At 69.9% G+C, this 19,809-nt stretch carries 19 protein-coding genes; 11 read left to right on the plus strand and 8 right to left on the minus strand.

Annotated elements, in window-relative coordinates; translation table 11 throughout:
• Positions 1 to 1,365 (minus strand): efflux RND transporter periplasmic adaptor subunit (locus KV106_RS38085; RefSeq protein ID WP_261217390.1); only part of this gene is annotated, 1,365 nt, incomplete at its 3' end.
• 326 nt (positions 1,366 to 1,691) lie between these two features.
• On the opposite strand from KV106_RS38085, the gene KV106_RS38090 reads away from it, so the two are divergent.
• The 5 genes from KV106_RS38090 to KV106_RS38110 are packed head-to-tail and all read left to right on the plus strand — an operon-like array spanning position 1,692 to position 5,488.
• A complete protein-coding gene (locus KV106_RS38090; RefSeq protein WP_261217391.1) occupies positions 1,692 to 2,213 on the plus strand; it encodes a DUF6622 family protein in 522 nt (173 codons plus the stop codon).
• 45 nt (positions 2,214 to 2,258) lie between these two features.
• Positions 2,259 to 3,206 carry a sterol desaturase family protein gene (locus tag KV106_RS38095; RefSeq protein WP_261217392.1) on the plus strand — a complete coding sequence of 316 codons (948 nt, stop codon included), beginning with the start codon at positions 2,259 to 2,261 and terminating at the stop codon, positions 3,204 to 3,206.
• Between the two features lie 31 nt (positions 3,207 to 3,237).
• A complete protein-coding gene (locus tag KV106_RS38100) occupies positions 3,238 to 3,531 on the plus strand; it encodes a 2TM domain-containing protein (RefSeq protein WP_057592849.1) in 294 nt (97 codons plus the stop codon).
• Complete coding sequence (locus KV106_RS38105) at positions 3,528 to 4,646, plus strand: sensor histidine kinase (protein ID WP_261217393.1); 1,119 nt, start codon at positions 3,528 to 3,530, stop codon at positions 4,644 to 4,646. The genes KV106_RS38100 and KV106_RS38105 overlap by 4 nt, the downstream gene beginning before the upstream one ends.
• Complete coding sequence (locus KV106_RS38110) at positions 4,643 to 5,488, plus strand: LytR/AlgR family response regulator transcription factor (RefSeq protein WP_261217394.1); 846 nt, start codon at positions 4,643 to 4,645, stop codon at positions 5,486 to 5,488. The genes KV106_RS38105 and KV106_RS38110 overlap by 4 nt, the downstream gene beginning before the upstream one ends.
• A gap of 82 nt (positions 5,489 to 5,570) precedes the next feature.
• On the opposite strand, the gene KV106_RS38115 is transcribed toward KV106_RS38110, so the two are convergent.
• The gene (locus KV106_RS38115) at positions 5,571 to 5,912 is read right to left on the minus strand and encodes a hypothetical protein (protein WP_261217399.1); all 342 of its coding nucleotides are present in this window, start codon (positions 5,910 to 5,912) and stop codon (positions 5,571 to 5,573) included.
• 137 nt (positions 5,913 to 6,049) lie between these two features.
• Between KV106_RS38115 and KV106_RS38120 the strand changes: the two genes are divergently transcribed.
• The 4 genes from KV106_RS38120 to KV106_RS38135 all read left to right on the plus strand — a co-directional run bounded on the left by KV106_RS38120 (position 6,050) and on the right by KV106_RS38135 (position 11,687).
• Positions 6,050 to 7,864, plus strand: coding sequence for a glutamine--tRNA ligase/YqeY domain fusion protein (locus KV106_RS38120; protein WP_057592852.1), 1,815 nt, complete (start codon positions 6,050 to 6,052; stop codon positions 7,862 to 7,864).
• Positions 7,865 to 7,966: 102 nt separating this feature from the next.
• On the plus strand, positions 7,967 to 8,866 hold the full coding sequence (locus tag KV106_RS38125; RefSeq protein ID WP_261217404.1) for a M23 family metallopeptidase: 900 nt from the start codon (positions 7,967 to 7,969) through the stop codon (positions 8,864 to 8,866).
• A 149-nt stretch (positions 8,867 to 9,015) separates the two neighbouring features.
• Complete coding sequence (locus KV106_RS38130) at positions 9,016 to 10,764, plus strand: ORC-CDC6 family AAA ATPase (protein ID WP_261217405.1); 1,749 nt, start codon at positions 9,016 to 9,018, stop codon at positions 10,762 to 10,764.
• Positions 10,765 to 10,781: 17 nt separating this feature from the next.
• Positions 10,782 to 11,687 (plus strand): restriction endonuclease, encoded by a 906-nt coding sequence (locus tag KV106_RS38135; protein WP_261217406.1) that lies wholly within the window; start codon positions 10,782 to 10,784, stop codon positions 11,685 to 11,687.
• Between the two features lie 81 nt (positions 11,688 to 11,768).
• Here the strand turns inward: KV106_RS38135 and KV106_RS38140 are convergent, their stop codons facing one another.
• Positions 11,769 to 12,704 carry a M14 family metallopeptidase gene (locus KV106_RS38140; protein ID WP_261217407.1) on the minus strand — a complete coding sequence of 312 codons (936 nt, stop codon included), beginning with the start codon at positions 12,702 to 12,704 and terminating at the stop codon, positions 11,769 to 11,771.
• Between the two features lie 126 nt (positions 12,705 to 12,830).
• Positions 12,831 to 13,895 carry a GNAT family N-acetyltransferase gene (locus KV106_RS38145; RefSeq protein WP_261217408.1) on the minus strand — a complete coding sequence of 355 codons (1,065 nt, stop codon included), beginning with the start codon at positions 13,893 to 13,895 and terminating at the stop codon, positions 12,831 to 12,833.
• Positions 13,896 to 14,039: 144 nt separating this feature from the next.
• Between KV106_RS38145 and KV106_RS38150 the strand changes: the two genes are divergently transcribed.
• Positions 14,040 to 14,381, plus strand: coding sequence for a hypothetical protein (locus KV106_RS38150; protein WP_261217409.1), 342 nt, complete (start codon positions 14,040 to 14,042; stop codon positions 14,379 to 14,381).
• Between the two features lie 21 nt (positions 14,382 to 14,402).
• On the opposite strand, the gene KV106_RS38155 is transcribed toward KV106_RS38150, so the two are convergent.
• Both KV106_RS38155 and KV106_RS38160 read right to left on the minus strand, forming a co-directional pair.
• Positions 14,403 to 15,605 carry an ammonium transporter gene (locus KV106_RS38155; protein WP_261217410.1) on the minus strand — a complete coding sequence of 401 codons (1,203 nt, stop codon included), beginning with the start codon at positions 15,603 to 15,605 and terminating at the stop codon, positions 14,403 to 14,405.
• Between the two features lie 204 nt (positions 15,606 to 15,809).
• Positions 15,810 to 16,751 carry a LytTR family DNA-binding domain-containing protein gene (locus KV106_RS38160; protein WP_261217411.1) on the minus strand — a complete coding sequence of 314 codons (942 nt, stop codon included), beginning with the start codon at positions 16,749 to 16,751 and terminating at the stop codon, positions 15,810 to 15,812.
• Between the two features lie 186 nt (positions 16,752 to 16,937).
• On the opposite strand from KV106_RS38160, the gene KV106_RS38165 reads away from it, so the two are divergent.
• Positions 16,938 to 18,146, plus strand: a complete 1,209-nt coding sequence (locus KV106_RS38165) for an acyltransferase family protein (protein ID WP_261217412.1) — start codon at positions 16,938 to 16,940, stop codon at positions 18,144 to 18,146.
• Positions 18,147 to 18,151: 5 nt separating this feature from the next.
• Here the strand turns inward: KV106_RS38165 and KV106_RS38170 are convergent, their stop codons facing one another.
• A complete protein-coding gene (locus KV106_RS38170) occupies positions 18,152 to 18,562 on the minus strand; it encodes a PaaI family thioesterase (RefSeq protein WP_261217414.1) in 411 nt (136 codons plus the stop codon).
• Positions 18,563 to 18,739: 177 nt separating this feature from the next.
• The gene (ylqF, locus tag KV106_RS38175) at positions 18,740 to 19,714 is read right to left on the minus strand and encodes a ribosome biogenesis GTPase YlqF (RefSeq protein ID WP_057595660.1); all 975 of its coding nucleotides are present in this window, start codon (positions 19,712 to 19,714) and stop codon (positions 18,740 to 18,742) included.
• Positions 19,715 to 19,809: the final 95 nt, after the last annotated feature.

Consider the following 19,809-nt stretch of genomic DNA (forward strand, 5'->3'; position numbering starts at 1 on the left):
GCCGCCGGCCGGGGCCTGCCCACCCTGCCCGCCCTGGGCACCACCCTGCGCGCCGTCGCGCTGGCGCCGCCCGCCACGGTGCTGGCCATTGGCGGCGGCACCGGGCGCGACCGCGGGCCGGTCGGCCTGGGTCTGCACGCGCGCGCCGTCCTTCAGGCGGTCGCCGCCCTCGGTCACGACCACCTCGCCGGCATTCAGGCCGGCGGTCACGGCGATGTTGTCGACGCTCGATTCGCCACGCGTCACCACGCGCTGCGACACCGTGTTGTCGGCGTTCAGCACATAGACATAGTCGCCGTTCGGGCCGTTGCGCATCGCCGTCACCGGCACCACCACGGCGCTGGTCACGGTGCGCAGCAGCAGGCGCAGGTTGACGAACTGGTTCGGGAACAGCGCGCCGTCGGCATTGGCGAAGCGCGCCTTGGCCTTGACGGTGCCGGTCTGGGTGTCGACCAGGTTGTCGAGCGTGGAGAAACTGCCGGTGGCGAGCTGCTTGACGCGCGCGCGGTCGAAGGCGGTGGCGGGCAGCCTGGCGCCGGCGGCCAGCCGCTGCTGGACCTCGGGCACGCGGTCCTGCGGCACCGAGAACACCACGTCGATCGGCGCCATCTGGGTGATGACGGCCACGCCGCCGCTGGTGCCGGTCGAGACGTAATTGCCCACGTCCACCGGCCGCAGGCCGATGCGGCCGCCGACCGGCGCCGCGATGCGGGTCCAGGCCAGGTTCAGCCGCGCGCTGTTCTCGTTGGCGCGGTCGATCGCGACCGTGCCCTCGAGCTGCTTGACCAGCGCGCTCTGGGTGTCGACGTCCTGGCGCGCGATCGAGTCCTGGCCCAGCAGGGTCTGGTAGCGCTGCAGGGTGACGCGCGCCGCGGCGAGCTGCGCCTCGTCGCGCTGGCGCGCGCCGGTGGCCTGGGCCAGCGCGTTCTGGTAGGGCTGCGGGTCGATGGTGGCGAGCACGTCGCCCTTCTTGACCATCTGCCCTTCCTGGAACAGCACCTGCGTGAGCACGCCCGAGACCTGCGGCTGCACCGTGACGTTGGCCAGCGGCGTGACGGTGCCGAGCGCCTCGAGCTGGATCGGGATGTCGGCCTGCCGCGCGGTCGCGATGCCGACGGTGCTGGAGGCGGCACCGCCGCCTCGCCCGCCTCCGGGCCGCCCGCCCGGGCCACCCGGCCCGCCAGGCCCGGCGCCGGGACCGGCCGCCGGCGTCTTCGAGCGCTGCACCAGGTACCAGGCGCCACCGCCCAGCGCCACGAGCAGGATCAGCGCGATCAGGCTGCCGAACCAGCGGCGGCGACGGACCTGGGGATGCGTGGGCGACACGGTGGCCGGCAGGGGTTCGGGAGGCGTTTGGGGATCCATGGGAGAGAGAAGAGAGCCTGATCGGGTGCGGCCTAGAGTACAGCGCCAAAAGGTGTATGCAGAGTTTGCTGTGCCGTAAACGGGCGGTAAAGCTCGCGTACCCCCGCTTGCCGCAGGACGGCGTGCCGTTCCGGCGTCGCTCGAAGCCGCGCGCATTTCGCGCCGCCGGCAGGCACTTCGCGCCGCCGGCCCCGCATTTCATCGCAACACCGTGGCAGTCCCGCGAGCGGGCCGGCACAGTCCGCTCCAACGCCACCGGGCCTCCATCCTTTCTCCCGAACCCTTCGTCCGCCTTTCAACCCTTCAACCGATCCAGGAGTCTTTCCATGCTGATCCAGATCCTCCTCCATACGCCCAAGTGGGTGTTCGCCGTCTTCGCGCTGCTGGTCTGGTTCGGCGGCAAGCAGCTGCTGTCGGGCAGCGTGGGCCTGACGCGCATCACGCTGATGCCGATCGCGATGGGCGCGCTGTCGCTGATGGGCGTGGCCTCGGCCTTCGGCGATTCGCTCGGCGCCCTGCTCGGCTGGGCCGCCGCCGCGGCCGTGATGATCGCGCTGGTGCTGCGGCGCCCGCTGCCCGCGAGCACCCGCTACGACGCCGCCGCGCGCCGCTTCCACCTGGCCGGCAGCGCGGTGCCGCTGGCGCTGATGATGGGCATCTTCTTCACCAAGTACGTGGTGGGCGTGGCGCTGGCCCTGCACCCCGAGCTGCGCCACGACAGCGTCTTCGCGGTCGCGATCCCCGTGCTCTACGGTGCCTTCAGCGGCGTCTTCGCGGCCCGCGCCCTGCGCCTGTGGAAGCTGGCGATCGCCACCGACGCCATGGCCAGCCGGGCCGGCGCCGCCTAAGATCGCCGCCGTCCATTCCCTCCCCATCCGCCTGCAGGAAGCGCCATGTCCGTCCTCGTGCTGATCCTCAAGATCTCGGTGTCCGTGGTGCTGATCGCCTCGCTGGCCGAAGCGCTCGTGCTCTCGTGGCGCAACGGCTGGCGCGGCTACGACTGGAAGGCGGCCGGCATCTCGGTGTTCGACTTCCTGGTGCGCGAATACCCGCTGCGCTGGCTGCTGCCGCTGGCCTTCTGGGTCGGCGCCATGGACTGGCTCTACGCGCACCGCCTCATCACCCTGCCGATGGACCACTGGACCGGCTGGGCCGCCTGCTTCATCGGCCAGGAGTTCTGCTACTACTGGTACCACCGCGCCGCGCACCGGGTGCGCTGGTTCTGGTGCACCCATACGATCCACCATTCGCCCAACGAGCTCAACCTGTCGGCCGCCTACCGCTTCGGCTGGACCGGCAAGCTCACCGGCACGCTGGCCTTCTTCATGCTGGCGCCGCTCCTGGGCATGCCGCCGCGCGTGGTACTGATCATGCTGACGCTGAACCTGCTCTACCAGTTCTGGATCCACGCCGCCTGGATCCCGAAGCTCGGGCCGCTCGAATGGGTGCTCAACACGCCCTCGGCGCACCGGGTGCACCATGCCTCGAACCTCGAGTACCTGGACGGCAACTACGGCGGCGTGCTGATCGTGTTCGACCGCCTGTTCGGCACCTACATCCCCGAACGCGCCGACCTGCCCTGCCGCTATGGCCTCGTGAAGCCGATCACCTCGTACAACCTGCTCGAGATCGAGTTCGGCCAATGGCGCGCGCTGTTCGAGGACCTGGCCTCGGCCCGCTCGGTGCGCGCCTTCGTCGGCTACCTCGTGAAGCCGCCGGGCTGGAACCCCGACGGGCCCGGCGAGACCACCGAGGAGCTGCGCCGGCGCGCGGCCGTGCAAGCCCCGGCGCCCGTCCCCGCCCCCGATTTCATTCCCGTCCAGATCAAGGAGCCGTCATGAATTTCATTCCCGTCCAGATCAAGGAGCCGTCATGAACATGTCCTCGTCCCCCTCTCCCGCGGAGCTCGAGAAGCGCGCCCGCCGCCGCGCCGGCGCCAAGATGGGCTGGTACATCCATGCCTTCGTCTACGTGCTGGTCAACCTCGGGCTGGTCGTGCTGTCGGCCTCGAAGGGCCACACCTGGGCCGTCTATCCGCTGATGGGCTGGGGCCTGGGGCTGCTGGTGCACGGCGCCGTGATCTGGTTCATCGCGCCGGGCGGCGACTTCTACGAGCGCCTGGTCGAACGCGAGCGCCGCGCGCTGGCCGCCGGGGAGCGCCGTTGAGCCAGGCCCCTGCCGCCGCCCGCCCCAGGTTCGGCACCGAGAACCTGCGCGACCTGCTGCGGCACGGGCTGATCACCGCCGTCTTCTGCTGCCTGATCGCGGCCGCGCTCAGCATCTCGAGCGGCCGCAGCTGGGTCAACCACATGGTCTATTCGATGTCGATCGGCCTGATCAGCTGGCTGTGCATCGACGGCGGCCGGCTGCTGATGAGCGGCCACCGCGAAGTGCTCTGGCCGCATGGCCCGCAGAGCATCGCGCTGATCGGCTTCGGCGTGACCGCCGGCTTCCTGCTCGGCAACCTGATCGGCGACGCCTGGAGCGGCGCCCCCTTGCTCGACTTCCTCGACTACCGCGGCCACAAGCTGGCGACCACGCTCACCATCACGCTGGTCGCCACCGCCGGCGCCTGCTTCTTCTTCTACAGCCTCGGCAAGAGCAAGCACCTGCAGGGCCAGATCGAAAAAGCCAGGCGCGATGCGACCGAGGCCCGGCTCAAGCTGCTCGAAACCCAGCTCGAGCCGCACATGCTGTTCAACACGCTGGCCAACCTGCGGGTGCTGATCACGCTCGATCCGCCGCGCGCCGTGGCCATGCTCGACCGGCTCAACAGCTACCTGCGCGTCACCCTCAGCGGCTCGCGCACGCTCGCGCACCCGCTGGGGGCCGAGTTCGACCGGCTGGCCGACTACCTCGAGCTGATGTCGGTGCGCATGGGCGAGCGGTTGCGCTACACGCTCGAGCTGCCGGCCGAGCTGCGCGAGGTGCCGGTGCCGCCGCTGCTGCTGCAGCCGCTGGTGGAGAACAGCATCCGCCACGGCCTCGAGCCCAAGGTCGAGGGCGGCGAGATCGCGGTGCGCGCGCGCCGCGAGGGCGAGCTGCTGGTGATCGAACTCAGCGACACCGGCGTCGGGCTCGATGCCGCATCGCCGTCGACGTCGCGGGACGGCGGCGGCTTCGGCCTCGAACAGGTGCGCGAGCGGCTGACCACGGTCTATGGGCCGCGCGCCGCCCTGACGCTCGCGCCCGGCGAGCACACGGGCACCCGCGCCACCTTGCGCTTTCCGCTGCAGGCTTCCTCCACCGGCGATGCGCCGGCCGCCTCCCCCACGCCATGAACACTGCCACCTCCCCCACCGCGCTGATCGCCGAGGACGAACCGCTGCTCGCGCAGGCGCTGAAGGCCGAACTGGCCGCCGCCTGGCCCGAGCTGAAGATCGCCGCCATCGCGGGCGACGGCCGCAGCGCCGTGCGCGAGGCGCTGCGGCTGCTGCCGCAGGTGCTGTTCTTCGACATCCGCATGCCGGGCCTCGACGGCCTGGGCGCCGCCACCGAGCTGGCCGATGCCTGGCCCGCGGACGAGGCACCGATGCCGCAGCTGGTCTTCGTGACCGCCTACGACGAGTACGCGGCCCGCGCCTTCGAAGCCCAGGCGATCGACTATGTGCTGAAGCCGGTGCAGCCCTATCGGTTGCGCAAGACGGTGGCGCGGCTCAAGCAGGCGCTGGCCGCGCGGCCGACGGCCGAAGCGCCGCCCGACGAGGCGCTGGACCGCACGCTCGCGCGCTGGCGCGAGGTGCTGGCGGCGGCGGGTGGCGCCGGCGCGCCGCTGCCCGAACCCTCGGCCGCGCCGCTGCGCATGATCGCCGCCAGCGATGCCGGCGGCAGCACCGTGCGCATGGTGCCGATCGACGAGGTGCTGTATTTCGAGGCCGCCGACAAGTACCTGCGGGTGCTGACCGCGGACCATGAATACCTGATCCGCACGCCGCTCAAGCAGTTGCTGCCGCAGCTCGATGCGCAGACCTTCTGGCAGGTGCACCGCGCGGTCGTCGTGCGCGCCTCGGCCATCGAGGCGGTGCACCGCGACGAGGCCGGCAAGCTCTCCCTCGACCTGCGCGGGCGGCCCGAGCGGATCCCGGTCAGCCGGCTCTACGCCCATCTTTTTCGCGCCATGTGAAATCCGGGCCGGTGCGTCGCCCAAAGAAAAAGCCGGCTCCGAGGAACCGGCTTTTTCATTTGCTCACGTCTAACGTTGCATTTCAGCGCCAGTGGCCATGGCCGCGGTAGTAACCGCGACCGTAGTAGCGCGGGCCGTAGTAGGCCGGCGGCGCGTAGTACACCGGGGCCGGACGGTAGTAGACCGGCGGCGGGCGGTAGTACACCGGCGGGGGCGGCGCGTAGTAGACCGGGGCCGGCGGCGCGTAGACCGGCGCCGGGTAATAGGCCGGGGCGCCCACGCCCACCGACACGCCGGGAACGCCGACGCCGATGGACCAGCTCACGTCGCCGCGAGCGCTGGCCGAGGTGGCCGCGAACAGGGCACCGGCGGCGACGACGCCTGCGGCGGCCCACTTGAAGAAGGTAGAACGAGTGACGCTCATGATGTTGGACTCCTTGTAGGGTGGGCATTCGCTGCCCATGTACGTATTGAACGCGCCAAATGCAAAGTGGTTGCCCGCCACATTGTGAAGAGCGTTGCCAAAGGTAACCTGAAGAGTCCCCTAATTAGAATGCGTCGATGACCTCCCCGACCGACAAAGACGTCGCAAAAACACCCGCCGCACCCAGCAATTTCCTGCGCCACGTGATCGAAAACGACCTCGCCCAGGGCGCCTACGCCGGCCGCCGCTGGGGCGGGGCCCCGGGCGATGCCGAGCACCACGCCCATGGCATGAGCGATCCGGCCCGGGTCCGCCTGCGCTTTCCGCCCGAGCCCAACGGCTACCTGCACATCGGCCACGCCAAGAGCATCTGGCTGAATTTCGAGCTCGCGCGCGAGTACGGCGGCGTCTGCCACCTGCGCTTCGACGACACCAACCCCGAAAAGGAAGAGCAGGAGTACGTCGATTCGATCCGCGACGCCGTGGAATGGCTCGGCTACGAGACCTACCTGGCCGACCGCCCCAGCGCGCCCGGCGTGATGCAGCCGCACGAGTACTTCGCGAGCGACTACTTCGACTTCATGTACCGCGCGGCCGAATACCTGATCGGCGCCGGCCTGGCCTATGTCGACGAGCAGTCGGCCGAGGAGGTGCGCGCCAACCGCGGCGATTTCGGCAAGCCCGGCACCGACAGCCCCTACCGCACCCGCACGCCGGAGGAGAATCTCGCGCGCTTTCGCGAGATGCGCGACGGCCAGCTCGCCGACGGCGCCGCCACCCTGCGCGCCAAGATCGACATGGCGAGCCCCAACATCAACATGCGCGACCCGGCGCTCTACCGCATCCGCCGGGCCACGCACCACAACACCGGCGACAAGTGGTGCATCTACCCGATGTACACCTACGCGCACCCGATCGAGGACGCGCTCGAGCAGATCACCCACAGCATCTGCACGCTCGAGTTCGAGGACCAGCGCCCGTTCTACGACTGGCTGCTCGACCGCCTCGCCGAAGGCGGCCTGATCGCCAGCCCGCACCCGCGCCAGTACGAATTCGCGCGCCTCAACGTGACGCACGTGCTCACCAGCAAGCGCAAGCTGCGCCAGTTGGTGGAAGAAAAGCACGTCGACGGCTGGGACGACCCGCGCATGCCCACGCTGGCCGGCCTGCGCCGCCGCGGCTACACGCCCGAGGCGCTGCGCCTGTTCTGCGAACGCAGCGGCACCACCAAGTCGGGCGGCTGGATCGACTACGCCGCGCTCGAGGCCGCGCTGCGCGACACCCTCGACCCCGTGGCGCCGCGCGCGATGGCGGTGCTCGACCCGGTCAAGCTGGTGATCACCAACTGGGGCGAACTCATGGGTGGCGACGCTGCGCTCGACGACTGCTCGGCACCGATCCATCCGCACCATCCCGAACTCGGCAAGCGCGCCTTCAAGCTGGGCCGCGAGGTCTGGATCGAGCGCACCGACTACGAGGACGTCCAGCCCAAGGGTTTCTTCCGCCTGTTCCCCGGCAACAAGGTGCGGCTCAAGTACGGCCACGTCATCGAGTGCACCGGCGCCACGCGCGATGCCGAGGGCAAGCTCATCGAGGTGCAGGCGAAGCTGGTGCCCGACACCAAGAGCGGCACCCCGGGCGCCGACGCGATCAAGGTCAAGGGCAACATCACCTGGGTGGCCGTGGCCGACGCGGTGCAGGCCGAGGTGCGGCTCTACGAGCGGCTGTTCGCCGAAGCCAACCCGGGCAGCGGCGAGTTGCTCGAGGAGCTCAATCGCCACAGCCTCGAGGTCTGCGCGGCCTATGTCGAGCCCTCGCTCGCCGACGCAAAGCCCGAGGCGGCCTTCCAGTTCGAGCGCCACGGCTACTTCGTGCTCGACGCCAAGGCGGCCGCCGCCGGGCAGCGCGTGTTCAACCGCGCGGCGGGCATGCGCGACAGCTGGGGCAAGTAGGCCCCGGCGCTCTCGCCGCATCACGAACCGGGGCCGCGTGCCCCGGTTTTACATGGTGCTTTCCGACAACCGGGCGCGGGCCATGCCGCCACAATGCGGCCCATGTCACGCATCCTTCATGCTCCGCTCTCCACCCGCCGCACGCTCCTGATCGGCACCGCCGCCCTGCTCGCCCTGCCCGCCACGGCGGCGACCAAGAAGGCCGGCGGCGCCAAGCCCCAGCCCCCCGAAGTCTGGCCCCGCGCCTCCCAGGTCCCGGGTGGCATCGCGCGCCTGTCGCTCGGCCCCGCGGCCGCGCGCCCGCTGGCCACCACTGGCGGCGACGGCAACCAGCCCGTGCTGGTACTCGGCGACGCCATCGAATGGACCGCCCTCGTCGGCATTCCGCTCGCGGCCGAACCCGGCGAGGCCAGCATCTCGGTGCAGGCCCGCCCCGATGCCGCGCCTCGCCAGCTCGGCTACAGCATCGCGCCCAAGCAGTACCGCGAGCAGCGCCTGAACGTGGCGCCGCGCACCGTCGACCTCTCGCCCGAGGACCAGGCGCGCTACGAGCGCGAGCGCGACCACCTCGCCACCGTGACCGCCACCCGCACCGAACTGCGCCCCGATGCCGCGCTGCAGATGCGCGTGCCGGTGCCCGGCCGCCGCTCCAGCTCCTTCGGCCTGCGCCGTGTGTTCAACGGCCAGTCGCGCAATCCCCACAGCGGCATGGACATCGCGGCCGGCACCGGCACCCCGGTGCTCGCGCCGCTGCCGGGCAAGGTCATCGACACCGGCGACTACTTCTTCAATGGCGGCACCGTCTGGCTCGACCATGGCGGCGGCCTGCTGACCATGTACTGCCACCTGAGCCGCGTCGACGTGAAGGTCGGCGACGTGCTCCAGACCGGCGACAAGCTCGCCGCGGTGGGCGCCACCGGCCGCGTGACCGGCCCGCACCTGCACTGGTCGGTGATGCTCAACCGCGCCATGGTCGATCCGGCGCTGTTCATTTCCGCCTGAACGTTGCGCCGGCACCTCGCCGGCGGTCCGGGCCGGGGCGCCTCTGTTGGCAAGGCGCTCGACGCAAGTAACAATTCGTTTTCAGACCGCGCGCCGGGAGGCCCCATCTCGGGGACGCGCGCCGGTCCGTTTCACTTGCACCAGCCCTCATGCAGAAGAACACGACCAGCGCGCCCCGGACCGGCAATGCCATGCCCATCAGCGACGTCCAGATCCAGAAGGCCGTCGCGACGCTCTCGAACGCGCTGCGCGCCGAGAACATCCAGGACCAGAGCTACCTCGGCCTGTACGTGGGCGAGGACGCGCTGCACGACATCCACAACCTCAACAACCAGGTCATCTACGGCCGCCGCGGCTCGGGCAAGACCCATCTGCTGAAGGCGCTGCAGGAGAAGATCAACAACGACTTCGCGGCCTCGCGCCGGATCGCGGTCTACATCGATGCCCGCACCATCCTGCCGCATGCCGAGGCCGACGGCCTGAGCTGGGAGCAGTACGCGGTCATCCTGTTCAAGAACATCATCCGCAGCCTGGTGAACGCGTTCTCGAGCAACCTGCGCGCCATCCACGGCCGGGACGACATCATCCCGCTGCGCCGCGATCCGCTCGACGCCGAAGCCGAGCGCCAGCTGCAGCACCGGCTCGAGGCCATCCAGCGCGAACTCGACGGCAGCTCGCTCAACAAGCTCAAGGAGACGGCCCTCGCCGTCGAGTCGATCGCGCAGGCCGGCGCCTCGCTCAAGCTCTCGAAGGCGCCCGAGCTGCAGGCCTCGGGCAGCCTGCAGACCAAGTCGCAGGAGTCGAGGCTCAAGGACCAGTTCATCAGCGTCTTCGACATCGCGAACCTGCTGCAGGAGCTGAGCGAGGAACTGCAACTGAACCGCGTCTTCTGCCTGATCGACGAATGGTCCGAGATCCCGAACTCGGCCCAGAAGCACCTGGCCGAACTGGTCAAGAAGTCCTTCATCGCGAGCCGCTTCAGCTTCAAGATCGCCGCGATCCCGAACCGCACCGACCTCGGCCACAAGACCGACGAGAAGTTCTACGGCCTGGAGGACGGCGGCGACATCTTCGGCTACCAGCTCGACAACCGCTACGTGTTCGAGATCGACAAGGCCAAGACCCGAAACTTCTTCAACCAGCTGCTGTGCAAGCACCTCGAGCAGCACAGCCCCAGCCTCTCGGACGAACTGCTGCTGCCCTCGCGCAAGAACAACGACGCCTTCATCAACGCCTTCCTCACCAACAAGGCGCTGGGCGAACTGCTGATCGCGAGCGCGGGCATCCCGCGCGACTTCATCAACCTCTTCATCCACTCGTACGCGCAGTTCAAGAGCTCGGGGTCCAAGCACATCTCGATCAAGAACGTGCGCGCCGCCACCTCGGGCTGGTACGAGACCGACAAGAAGAAGCAGGTCGACGAGCACTCGGTCGAGAAGAACCTGCTCGAGAAGATCGTGCAGGAGATCGTGGTCGGCAAGAACTCGAGCCACTTCATGATCAGCGAGAAGTACTCGGCCAATCCGCACATCCTCGGGCTGGTGGATTTCCGCGTGCTGCACCTGCGCAAGAAGGGCTACTCGCACAAGGACATGGCGGGCGAGACCTTCAACGTCTACTCGATCGACTACGGCTGCTACAACCACCTCAACATCACGCGCACCGCGCTCGACAACAACACCCTCGAGAACCTCAAGGTGCGCGACGACATCCGCGACATCCGCCGCATCCACCTGAGCGATGCCTTCTTCCAGAAATTCCAGCTCGCGGTCGGCGAGGCCTTCATGTGCGAGCACTGCAAGAAGCCGGTCGACACCACGCACGCGGCCTTCGTGAAGCAGTCGCTGTGCAACCACTGCTTCGAGAAGATTCCGGCGCGCAGTGCGCTGGCGGCTTGAGCGGCGAGGCAGCGCAGATGGCCCGATCCAAGCGCCAGGACCGACGTCGCGAGCGGGCGCGCCGGGAGTTGGCGGGCAAGGGCTGGACCGCGGTGCTCGTCGGCCTGCTTCTCCTGCTGGTCGTGCCGATGTTCCTGCGCGGTCCGATGCTGGCCGGCCTGGGCGCCGCACTTCGGCCCGCCGGCTGGGCCGCGCTGGCCGTCGGCGCTGTGCTGCTGGCGCTCCACCATTTCATCGATCGGGCGGTCAAGGCGGCCGGTGCACCCGAGGCGGATCCGGCCTCGGCCTCCCGCGCGCGGACCGAGCCCGTGCTCGACACCGGTGCCGCGTCGCCGCTCTACCCCCGGCGAGATACCGGTAGCCAGGCCGCGGCGACATGGAGCGCCGCCGTCTTCGCCGAGATCGAATGGCGGCGCTTCGAGGCGGTATGCGAAGCGCTCTACGCGCAGGCGGGCTTCGCCACCCGAAGCCAGTCGCATGGTGCCGACGGCGGTGTCGACATCTGGCTGCAGTCCCGACACAGCGACCAGCCGCGCATCGTCCAGTGCAAGCACTGGCAGAACCGGCCGGTGGGTGTGAAGGAGCTGCGCGAATTCCTCGGCGTGATGACCTCGCACGGCCTGAAGAGCGGCACCTACGTCACGAGCTCCAGGTTCTCGAGCGATGCCATCGCCTTCGCCAAGGCCAACCGCATCCATGTCCAGGATGGCGAGGCGCTGCTGAAGCTCATCGGCCAGCGCACGCCCGCGCAGCAGGTCGCCTTGCTCGAAGTCGCCTATGAGGGCGAATACTGGCGGCCGACCTGCGCCAGCTGCGGGACCAAGATGGTCGAGCGCCCCTCGGCGAAGAACGACGGCAGCTTCTGGGGTTGCGCGAACTATCCGCGCTGCCGGGGCAAGACGATTTCGAAGGCACGCGCATGAGTTCGGAGCGGTCGGGCTTCACGGCCGCCTGCCTCGACCCCACCACGCCCGCGGCCTCACACGACGCTGCCCTGGCTCGTCTCAAATCGGCTGCGTCAGGTAAAGCGCCTCGCGCCCCACGATCACGCGCTGCGCGGGCATGAACACGGTGCAGTCGTCGACCGGCGCACGGATCTCGTCGGGGCCGTTGGTGGCGATCAGCTCGCCCTTGGCGAAGGTCTCGAAGCCGATCAACGGGCGCACGAAGGCGAAGTCCTCGCTCTGGATCACGTGCGTCTGCAGCAGCTTGAAGCGGCGCTGCGGCTCGGGCGCGGGGGCGGCCGGGTCCTTGTCGACCAGGCCGAAGTAGGCAAGGAAGTCGTAGGTGACGGCGGTGGCGAGGTCGGAGGCGGAGCGCAGGAAATGCTGGCCGCACTCGACCACCATCGCCACGCCCTTCCCGTCGGGCCCGCCATGGCTGCCGTACTGGATCAGCGGCGTGCCCGAGCCCAGGCCGTCGGGCATCACGAGGTGCACGGGCGGCCGGCCGATGGCCATCGCCACCCTGGCATTGCGCTCGAAGGACGGGTAGACCCAGAACGGCACCACCGGCTGGCTGGTGGAATGAATGTCGAGGATGTGATCGGCGGCCTCGACCACCGGCCGCAGGATGCGCGCGCGGCGCAGCTCGGGGCTGTCCTCGGTGCCATCGAGCCACTCGGGCGACCAGATGCGGTTGAGGTTGTGGACGATCTGGCGGCTGTCGTAGGGCGCGGCTTCGGTGAAGGACTCGTAGGCGTCGATGTTCGCGAAGCTCACGGTGAGCGTGCCGATCTTCGGCCGCACGCCATGGTCGAGCAGGTGCGTGGCGGCCGTCATGCCGCAGATCTCGTTGCCGTGGGTCAGGGCATTGATGAGCACGTGCGGGCCGGGCTTGCCCGATTCGAAGCGGTGCACGTAGTCGACGCCGACATTGCCCTGGCGGTAGGCGGAGAGGTCGCGCGGGAGGACTTCGAGAGCGGGTGGGGATTGCGTCATGGTGGGGTGTGGCGGCTCGGGCGGGATCGGGGTCGCGCGAGTTTGCTACAGGCGGCGCGTTCTTGCTGGGCGCCGGTTCCGGCCCGATACGCTTCAAATTTGAAGCGTATCGGCGCAATTTGCGCTTCAGGCCGACGATTCCCCGCGCCGCGCCAGGCACTCGGCCAGCGCCTCGACCCCCAGCTGATAGACCCCCTGCCGCCGATGCACCTCGAACCCCAGCCGGCGGTTGATCGCGAGGATCGGCGCATTGGCCTCGGCGTTGTAGGTCACGACGGTGCGCAGTTCGGGATGCAGCGCGCGCACGCTGTCGAGCATCGCGGCCTTCACGGCCTTGGCCAGCGAGCGGCCGCGCCAGGCGCGCGCCACGCCGGTCAGGCGCTGGTGCAGGCGGTCGGGGGTGCGCGGGTCCCAGTGCGCCTCGCACATCGCGGCCAGCGTGCCGTCGGTGTCGACCAGCAGCACCAGGTGGTGCTCGCCGCCGCTGCGGTCGAGTTCGCGGTACCAGTTGGCGTAGCCGTCGAGCTCGTAGCGCGCGGGCGGCAGCTCGAGTTCGCCGAGCGGCATGTCGTTGAAGAGGTCCGAGAACGGCGCCAGCAGTTGCGCCAGGCGCTCCATCGGCGTGCGGCCGGGATGGATCTCGAAATGCAGCGCGCCGCCGGCCGTGCCCTGCGCCTTCCAGCGTGCGAGCTCGTCCGCGTCGAGGCCGTCGATCCGCATGCGGTTCTCGACCACGCGGTGCTTGAGGACCGCGCCCGAGGCTTCGAGGAAGGCATGGCCCGGAGGGTAGAAGGTGTTCATCGTCGCGACGGTCTTGCCGTGCTCGCGCATGAAGGCCAGCAGCGGCACCAGCAGCCGGCTGCCGATGCCGCGGCGCCGGTGCGCGCCGAGCACGCCGAGCCAGGCTTCCATGTGCAAGGCGAAGGGCTCGCTGTTCGGTGCGTCGGGCCGGCGTCGCCAGAGGATGATGTTGCCGACCAGCTCGTCGCCCTCACGCGCGACGAAACGCTCGGCCTCGAAGAAGGGCATGCGGCGCCGCGCGTCGTGCTCGAAATCGGCATCGGCGGCCTGCGGCTCGCCGGGGTGCAGCTCCTCGTCGCGGATGCGCCGGTATCTGTGGAAGCGCGCCCATTCGGACGCGTCGTCCGCATGGACATCGAAGCGCCGGATCTCGATCGTGTCGTTCGCCATCTCCCGTCCTCCGTGTTCTTGCCGGGGGCGCGATTGTGCCGAAGCGCGGTCGCGTGGCGCGCGCGGGCGAACGCATCTTTGGCTTGGCCGAAGGTTGGCGCTTCGACAATGGCGTTTCCGCCACCTTCGACGAGGAGTTCGCACATGCCCTTCCCGCCGCTGTCCCGCCTGGCCCTGGCCGCCGCGGCCCTGCTCGCACTCGCGGGCGCCGCCGCGCAGGAAACGAAGACCGACCCCGTCTACACGCGCGCGCGCCTGATGTCCTCGCACGAGGAGTCCGGCGGCAAGCTGTACCTGCACCTGAAGATCCCGCCGCGCTCGAAGATCCCGTTCACCACCCAGACCTTCAGGCTGGCCGACCGCAGGCTCGCGGCCGACATCGCCGACGGCACGCCGGTCGAATTCCTCTCGCGCCGGCTCGACGGCGAGAACACGGTGGTGGCGATCCGCGCGGTGGCCGAGTGCCCGCGCTTCCAGAAGTGCTGAGCCGCCCCCACCGCGAACCGTTCACCAGTTGACTTCGCGCTCCGGCGTCGCCGAGATGTGGTGGATCGAGAGGTCGGCCCCGTCGAATTCCTCTTCCTGCGACAGCCGCAGCCCGACGGTCTTCTTGAGCACGCCGTAGACCACGGCGCCGCCGAGCAGCGCCCAGACCACGCCCATGGCGGTGCCGATGAGCTGCGCGCCGAGGTTCACGCCGCCGATGCCGCCCAGCGCCTGGGTGCCGAAGATGCCGGCCGCGATGCCGCCCCAGGTGCCGCACAGGCCGTGCAGCGGCCAGACGCCGAGCACGTCGTCGATCTTCCACTTGTTCTGCGTCAGCGTGAACATCGCGACGAAGATGGCGCCGGCCACGCCGCCCACCACCAGCGCGCCAATCGGGTGCATCAGGTCGGAGCCCGCGCACACCGCCACCAGCCCGGCCAGCGGGCCGTTGTAGACGAAGCCGGGGTCGTTCCTGCCCATGGCCAGCGCCACCAGCGTGCCGCCGACCATCGCCATCACGGAATTGACCGCGACCAGGCCCGAGATCTTGTCGATGGTCTGCGCGCTCATCACGTTGAAGCCGAACCAGCCCACGCACAGCACCCAGGCGCCGAGCGCGAGGAACGGGATGTTCGACGGCGGATGCGCGGCCAGCGAGCCGTCGCCGCGGTAGCGGTTGCGCCGCGCGCCCAGCAGCAGCACGGCCGGCAGCGCGAGCCAGCCGCCCACGGCATGCACCACCACGGAGCCCGCGAAGTCGTGGAATTCATGGCCCGTGACCGAGGCGATCCAGTCCTGGATGCCGAAGTGCTTGTTCCAGGCGATGCCCTCGAAGAAGGGATAGACCAGCCCGACGATGACGGCGGTGGCGATCAGCTGCGGCCAGAATTTGGCGCGCTCGGCGATGCCGCCCGAGATGATGGCCGGGATGGCGGCCGCGAAGGTCAGCAGGAAGAAGAACTTCATCAGGTCGTAGCCGCTCCTGGCCGACAGCTCGGTGGCGCTGACGAAGAAATGGGTGCCGTAGGCCACGCCGTAGCCGACGAGGAAGTAGACGATGGTCGAGACCGAGAAGTCGACCAGGATCTTCACGAGCGCATTGACCTGGTTCTTCTTGCGGACCGTGCCGAGTTCGAGAAAGGCGAACCCCGCATGCATGGCCAACACCATGATCGCGCCTAGAAGGATGAACAGCGCGTCTGCGCCCTGTTTGAGTGCGTCCATTGGAGCTTCTTGCTGGTTTTTGGATTGATTTGGTGCGCCGCACCTGAATTCAGCAGGACGGCGGGCCAATGAAGCAAAAATGGTGCCCACAAGCTCGTCAATGGTGCGAAACGGGCCGAGATGGGGCTCAACGAGCCCGGTGGGCAGGCACGGCGCACCGGAACGGATGCCGCCTGACGGTGCATGGCGGCACCCCGCGGCGGTTCAGGAGGCCGTCGCGCCGCGCAGGGCCTCGCGGTAGCGCCGGCTGCACGGCACGGTGCTGCCGTCGTGCATGTGCAGCCGGGCATCGCCGCCGTCGAGCGGCTCGATCTCGCGCAGCCGCGAAAGATTGACCGCATGGCTGCGGTGCACGCGCACGAACAGCGCCGGGTCGAGCTGGGTCAGGAAATCGGTCAGGGTGGCGCGCAGCAGGTAGTCGTGGCCATTGACGTGCAGGCCGACGTAGTTGCCCTCGGCCTGCAGCCAGTCGATGTCGCTGGCGGCGATCAGGAATTCGCGCCGCAGCTTGCGCACCAGGAAGCGCTCGGGGCGCGCGGGCGCCGGGGGCGGTGAGGGTTCGGCGGGCGGCTGCGCGGGCGCGGCATCCGCCGGCTGCGGCGACGCTTCCGGTGCCTCGTCCGGCGCGTCGAGCACCCGCGCCTCGCCCTGCCAGCGCAGCATGAACATCCGGTAGGCCCAGATCCCGAACACGATCGAGACGTAGGCGCGCACGTCCTTCAGGTATTCGTAGCCCCACTGCGCGGCCCAGCCGCCGAAGGCGTAGTGCTCGCCGGCCACTGCATAGGCCAGCGAACGCAGCGCGAACATCGCCATCACGTGGACCCCGCTGAACACCACGCTGGCCGCCAGGTGCCATGCCAGGTAGCGCGCCAGCCTGCCGGGCGCCAGCGAGGCCAGCGGCGAGAGCCGGCGCTCCAGCGCCACGATGGCCGGCACCAGCAGCAGCAGGACCAGGTGGCTCGAGCCCTCCCAGACCACGATCTCCCAGGTCTCGCGCGGCACGGCGCGCGAGCGCGCGTCGACCATCGCCACCATGGTGTTGAACAGCGCCTGCAGCGCCATCACGACGATCCAGAAGCCGACCTCGACGTAGCGGCGGATCGGCTCGTAGCGGTGGTAGAGGTCTTTGCGCGGGCCGGCCATGGCCGGCGATTGTCGCGATCCGCGTGGCGAATGGGGCGACAGGGGCGGCCCAGGGGGCGGTTTTCTCCCCTGGTTTCGTCCCAGCGGGCTCACCGCTCGTCACAAAGTGCCGGCGATCCGTCCCCGGGGCGCGCCGCGGCGGCATCGCGCCTCGACCATGGCCGCCTTTGCAGTCAGGAGCCCCCCATGCCCGCCACCCCACCGCCCGCCGTCGAGCGCCGCCACGACATCGACGCCCTGCGCGCCCTCGCCTTCCTGCTCGTCATCGTCTACCACGTGGCGATGTACTACGTGGCCGACTGGCCGTGGCACCTCAAGAGCCCGCATGCGGCCGAGTGGCTGCAGTGGCCGATGCGGCTGCTGAACCTGTGGCGCATGGACCTGGTGTTCCTGATCTCGGGCGTCTCGCTGGCCTTCCTGAGCCGCCACCAGGGCACGGCGGCGCTGCTGCGCGGCCGCGGGCTGCGTCTGATGCTGCCGCTGGCCTTCGGCATGGCGGTGGTCGTGCCGTACCAGGCCTATGCCGAGGGCGTCGCCAACGGTCTGGTGGCGCCGGGCTTCGGCGCCTTCCTCGCGCGCTACCTGCCGATGAGCCAGCCCTGGCCGAAAGGCGCCTTCGCGGGCGCCGAGTTCGGCATCACCTGGAACCACCTCTGGTACCTGCCGTACCTGTTCGTCTACACGGCCGCGGTGGCGCTCACGCTGCCGCTGTGGCGCTCGGCCGCGGGCCAGGCGCTGCGCCGGGCCTTCAACGGGCTGCGCGGCGGCTGGCTGCTGCTGGTGCCCGCGCTGCCGCTCGCGGCCTTCACGCTGCTGCTGGCGCCGCACTACCCGCCGACCCACGACCTGGTGCGCGACCCCTTCCTGCACAGCATCTACTTCACCGTCTTCCTCTACGGCTACTGGATGGGCGCGGACAGCGGCATCTGGCGCGAGCTCGAGCGGCTGCGCCGCGTGTCGCTGGCGCTGGCCGTGGCGGTGGTCGCCGCCTACATCGCGGCGCGCACGCTGGGCGCCGGCCGCGTGCCCGACGAGGTCAACGCCGTGCTGCGCTCGCTCTACCTCTGGGCCGCGGTCGCCACCCTCCTCGGCCATGGCCACCGCCACCTGAACCGCCCCTGGCCCTGGCTGCGCTGGGCCAATGCCTCGGTCTATCCCTGGTACATGCTGCACCAGACGCTGATCGTGCTGGCGATCGTCCGGCTGGCGCCGCTGGCGCTCGGCCCGGTGCTCGAGCCGGCGCTGATCCTCGCGGCCACGCTGGGCGGCTGCTGGCTGCTCAACGACGCGCTGATCCGCCGCGTGCGCTGGCTGCGGCCGCTGTTCGGCCTGCCGATGCGGGAAAAGCGGGCGCCGCGGCCGGCGCCCGCGGCGGCCCTGACGGCCGCGCGCTGAAGGCCTCAGCCCTTGTCCTCGACCGGCACCAGGATCGTGCTGCCCGTGGCCACCAGTTTCAGCGTGCCGTCCTCGGCCTCGCCGAACAGCTCGGCGGCGGTGAAGACCTGCTTGCGCCCGGCCTTCACGACGCGCCCGCGCGCCACGAAGGCGCGGCCCAGCGCGGGCGCGATGCAGTCGACCGAAAAGTGCGAGGCCAGCACGCGGCCCGCCACGGTGGCGGCCGCGAAGCCGCAGACGGTGTCGAGCAGCGCGCCGATCATGCCGGCATGGAGGAAGCCGGCGTACTGGCCCATGTCGGCCTCGCGCCATGCCATGCGCAGCTCGGCCTCGCCCTGTTCCGCGCGCACGACTTCGAAGCCGGCCCAGCGGTTGAATGCGGCCGATCGGTTCACGGCCTGGATGGTGTCTAGCATCGGATGCTCCTTCGAGAGGGGGACTCTCCTTGTCGACCGGAATGGGTCGAGTCCACTCTACGAAGCGGCCCCCGGCCGGCCCGTCGCGCCCGCGACCGGAACGCGCGCGGCAGTTGCGTCGGCGACAGCGCGCACCGCGGCCGCGCCAAGGGATGGCCGGGCGCCCGGGAAGGCGCCTCAGGCGGCCGCGTCGTCCTCGGCGGCCGCGGCCTTGCCGCCCTTGCGCTGCTGCTTGCGCGCGGCCTTCTTCGCCTCGCGCTCGGCATCGGCGCGCTGGCCCTCGGCCAGCCACTGGGCGAACTCCTCGGGCGTCTCGAGCGTGATGCGCCCGAGGTTGCCGGCGCGGAACTCGTGCATCACGATCTCGGCCGCCTTCTGCAGGTTCACGCGCCCCTTCCCGAGCAGCGCGCCGCGCTTGCGGCCGATGGTGTCGAGCAGCGCCTCGTCGCGCATCTCGGCGAGCTCCGCGGGTTCATGTTCGTGCTCGACCAGCTTGAAGCGCGCGACCAGCCCCGCCGCGTAGTGCTGCTTGAGGTAGCCGAGCAACTCGAGCGCCACCTCCTCCTCGTCGAAGGCGTTGCGCCCGACCGCGCCGCTGGCCGCGAGGTTGTAGCCGCTCTTGGGCACCACGATGCGCGGCCACAGCATGCCGGGCGTGTCCCAGAGGTAGAAGTCGTCGGCCAGCGTGATGCGCTGCTCGAGCTTGGTGATGCCGGCCTCGTCGCCGGTCTTGGCCTTGCGACCGCCGGTCAGGGTGTTGATCAGGGTGGACTTGCCCACGTTCGGGATGCCGCAGATCAGCACCCGCATCGGCTTGGCCAGGCCCCCGCGGTTGGGCGACAGCGCATGGCAGGCGCGCACGATCTGCTGCGCGGGCGTCGACAGGCTGGCGTCGAGCGGGATCGCGCGCGTGGCCGGCAGGGCGTTGTAGTGCGCGAGCCAGCGCTCGGTGCGCTCGGGGTCGGCCAGGTCCTGCTTGTTGAGCACCTTGAGCGCCGGCCGGTTGGCGGTCAGCCGCGCGAGCATTGGGTTGGCGCTCGAGCCGGGCAGCCGCGCGTCGAGCAGCTCGATCACCACGTCGATGTCCTTCACGCGCTCGGTGATCGCCTTTTGCGTGAGATGCATGTGACCGGGGAACCACTGGATCGCCATCGGTGCGTGTTCTTTCTTGTGTCTGTGGCTGCGGGAGGGGGCCGGGAGACGGTGCGTGCACCGGTCCGGGGTGCGCATTGTGAACCGCGAACCTG

Source organism: Variovorax endophyticus, from assembly GCF_025376855.1.
Lineage (GTDB): Bacteria > Pseudomonadota > Gammaproteobacteria > Burkholderiales > Burkholderiaceae_C > Variovorax.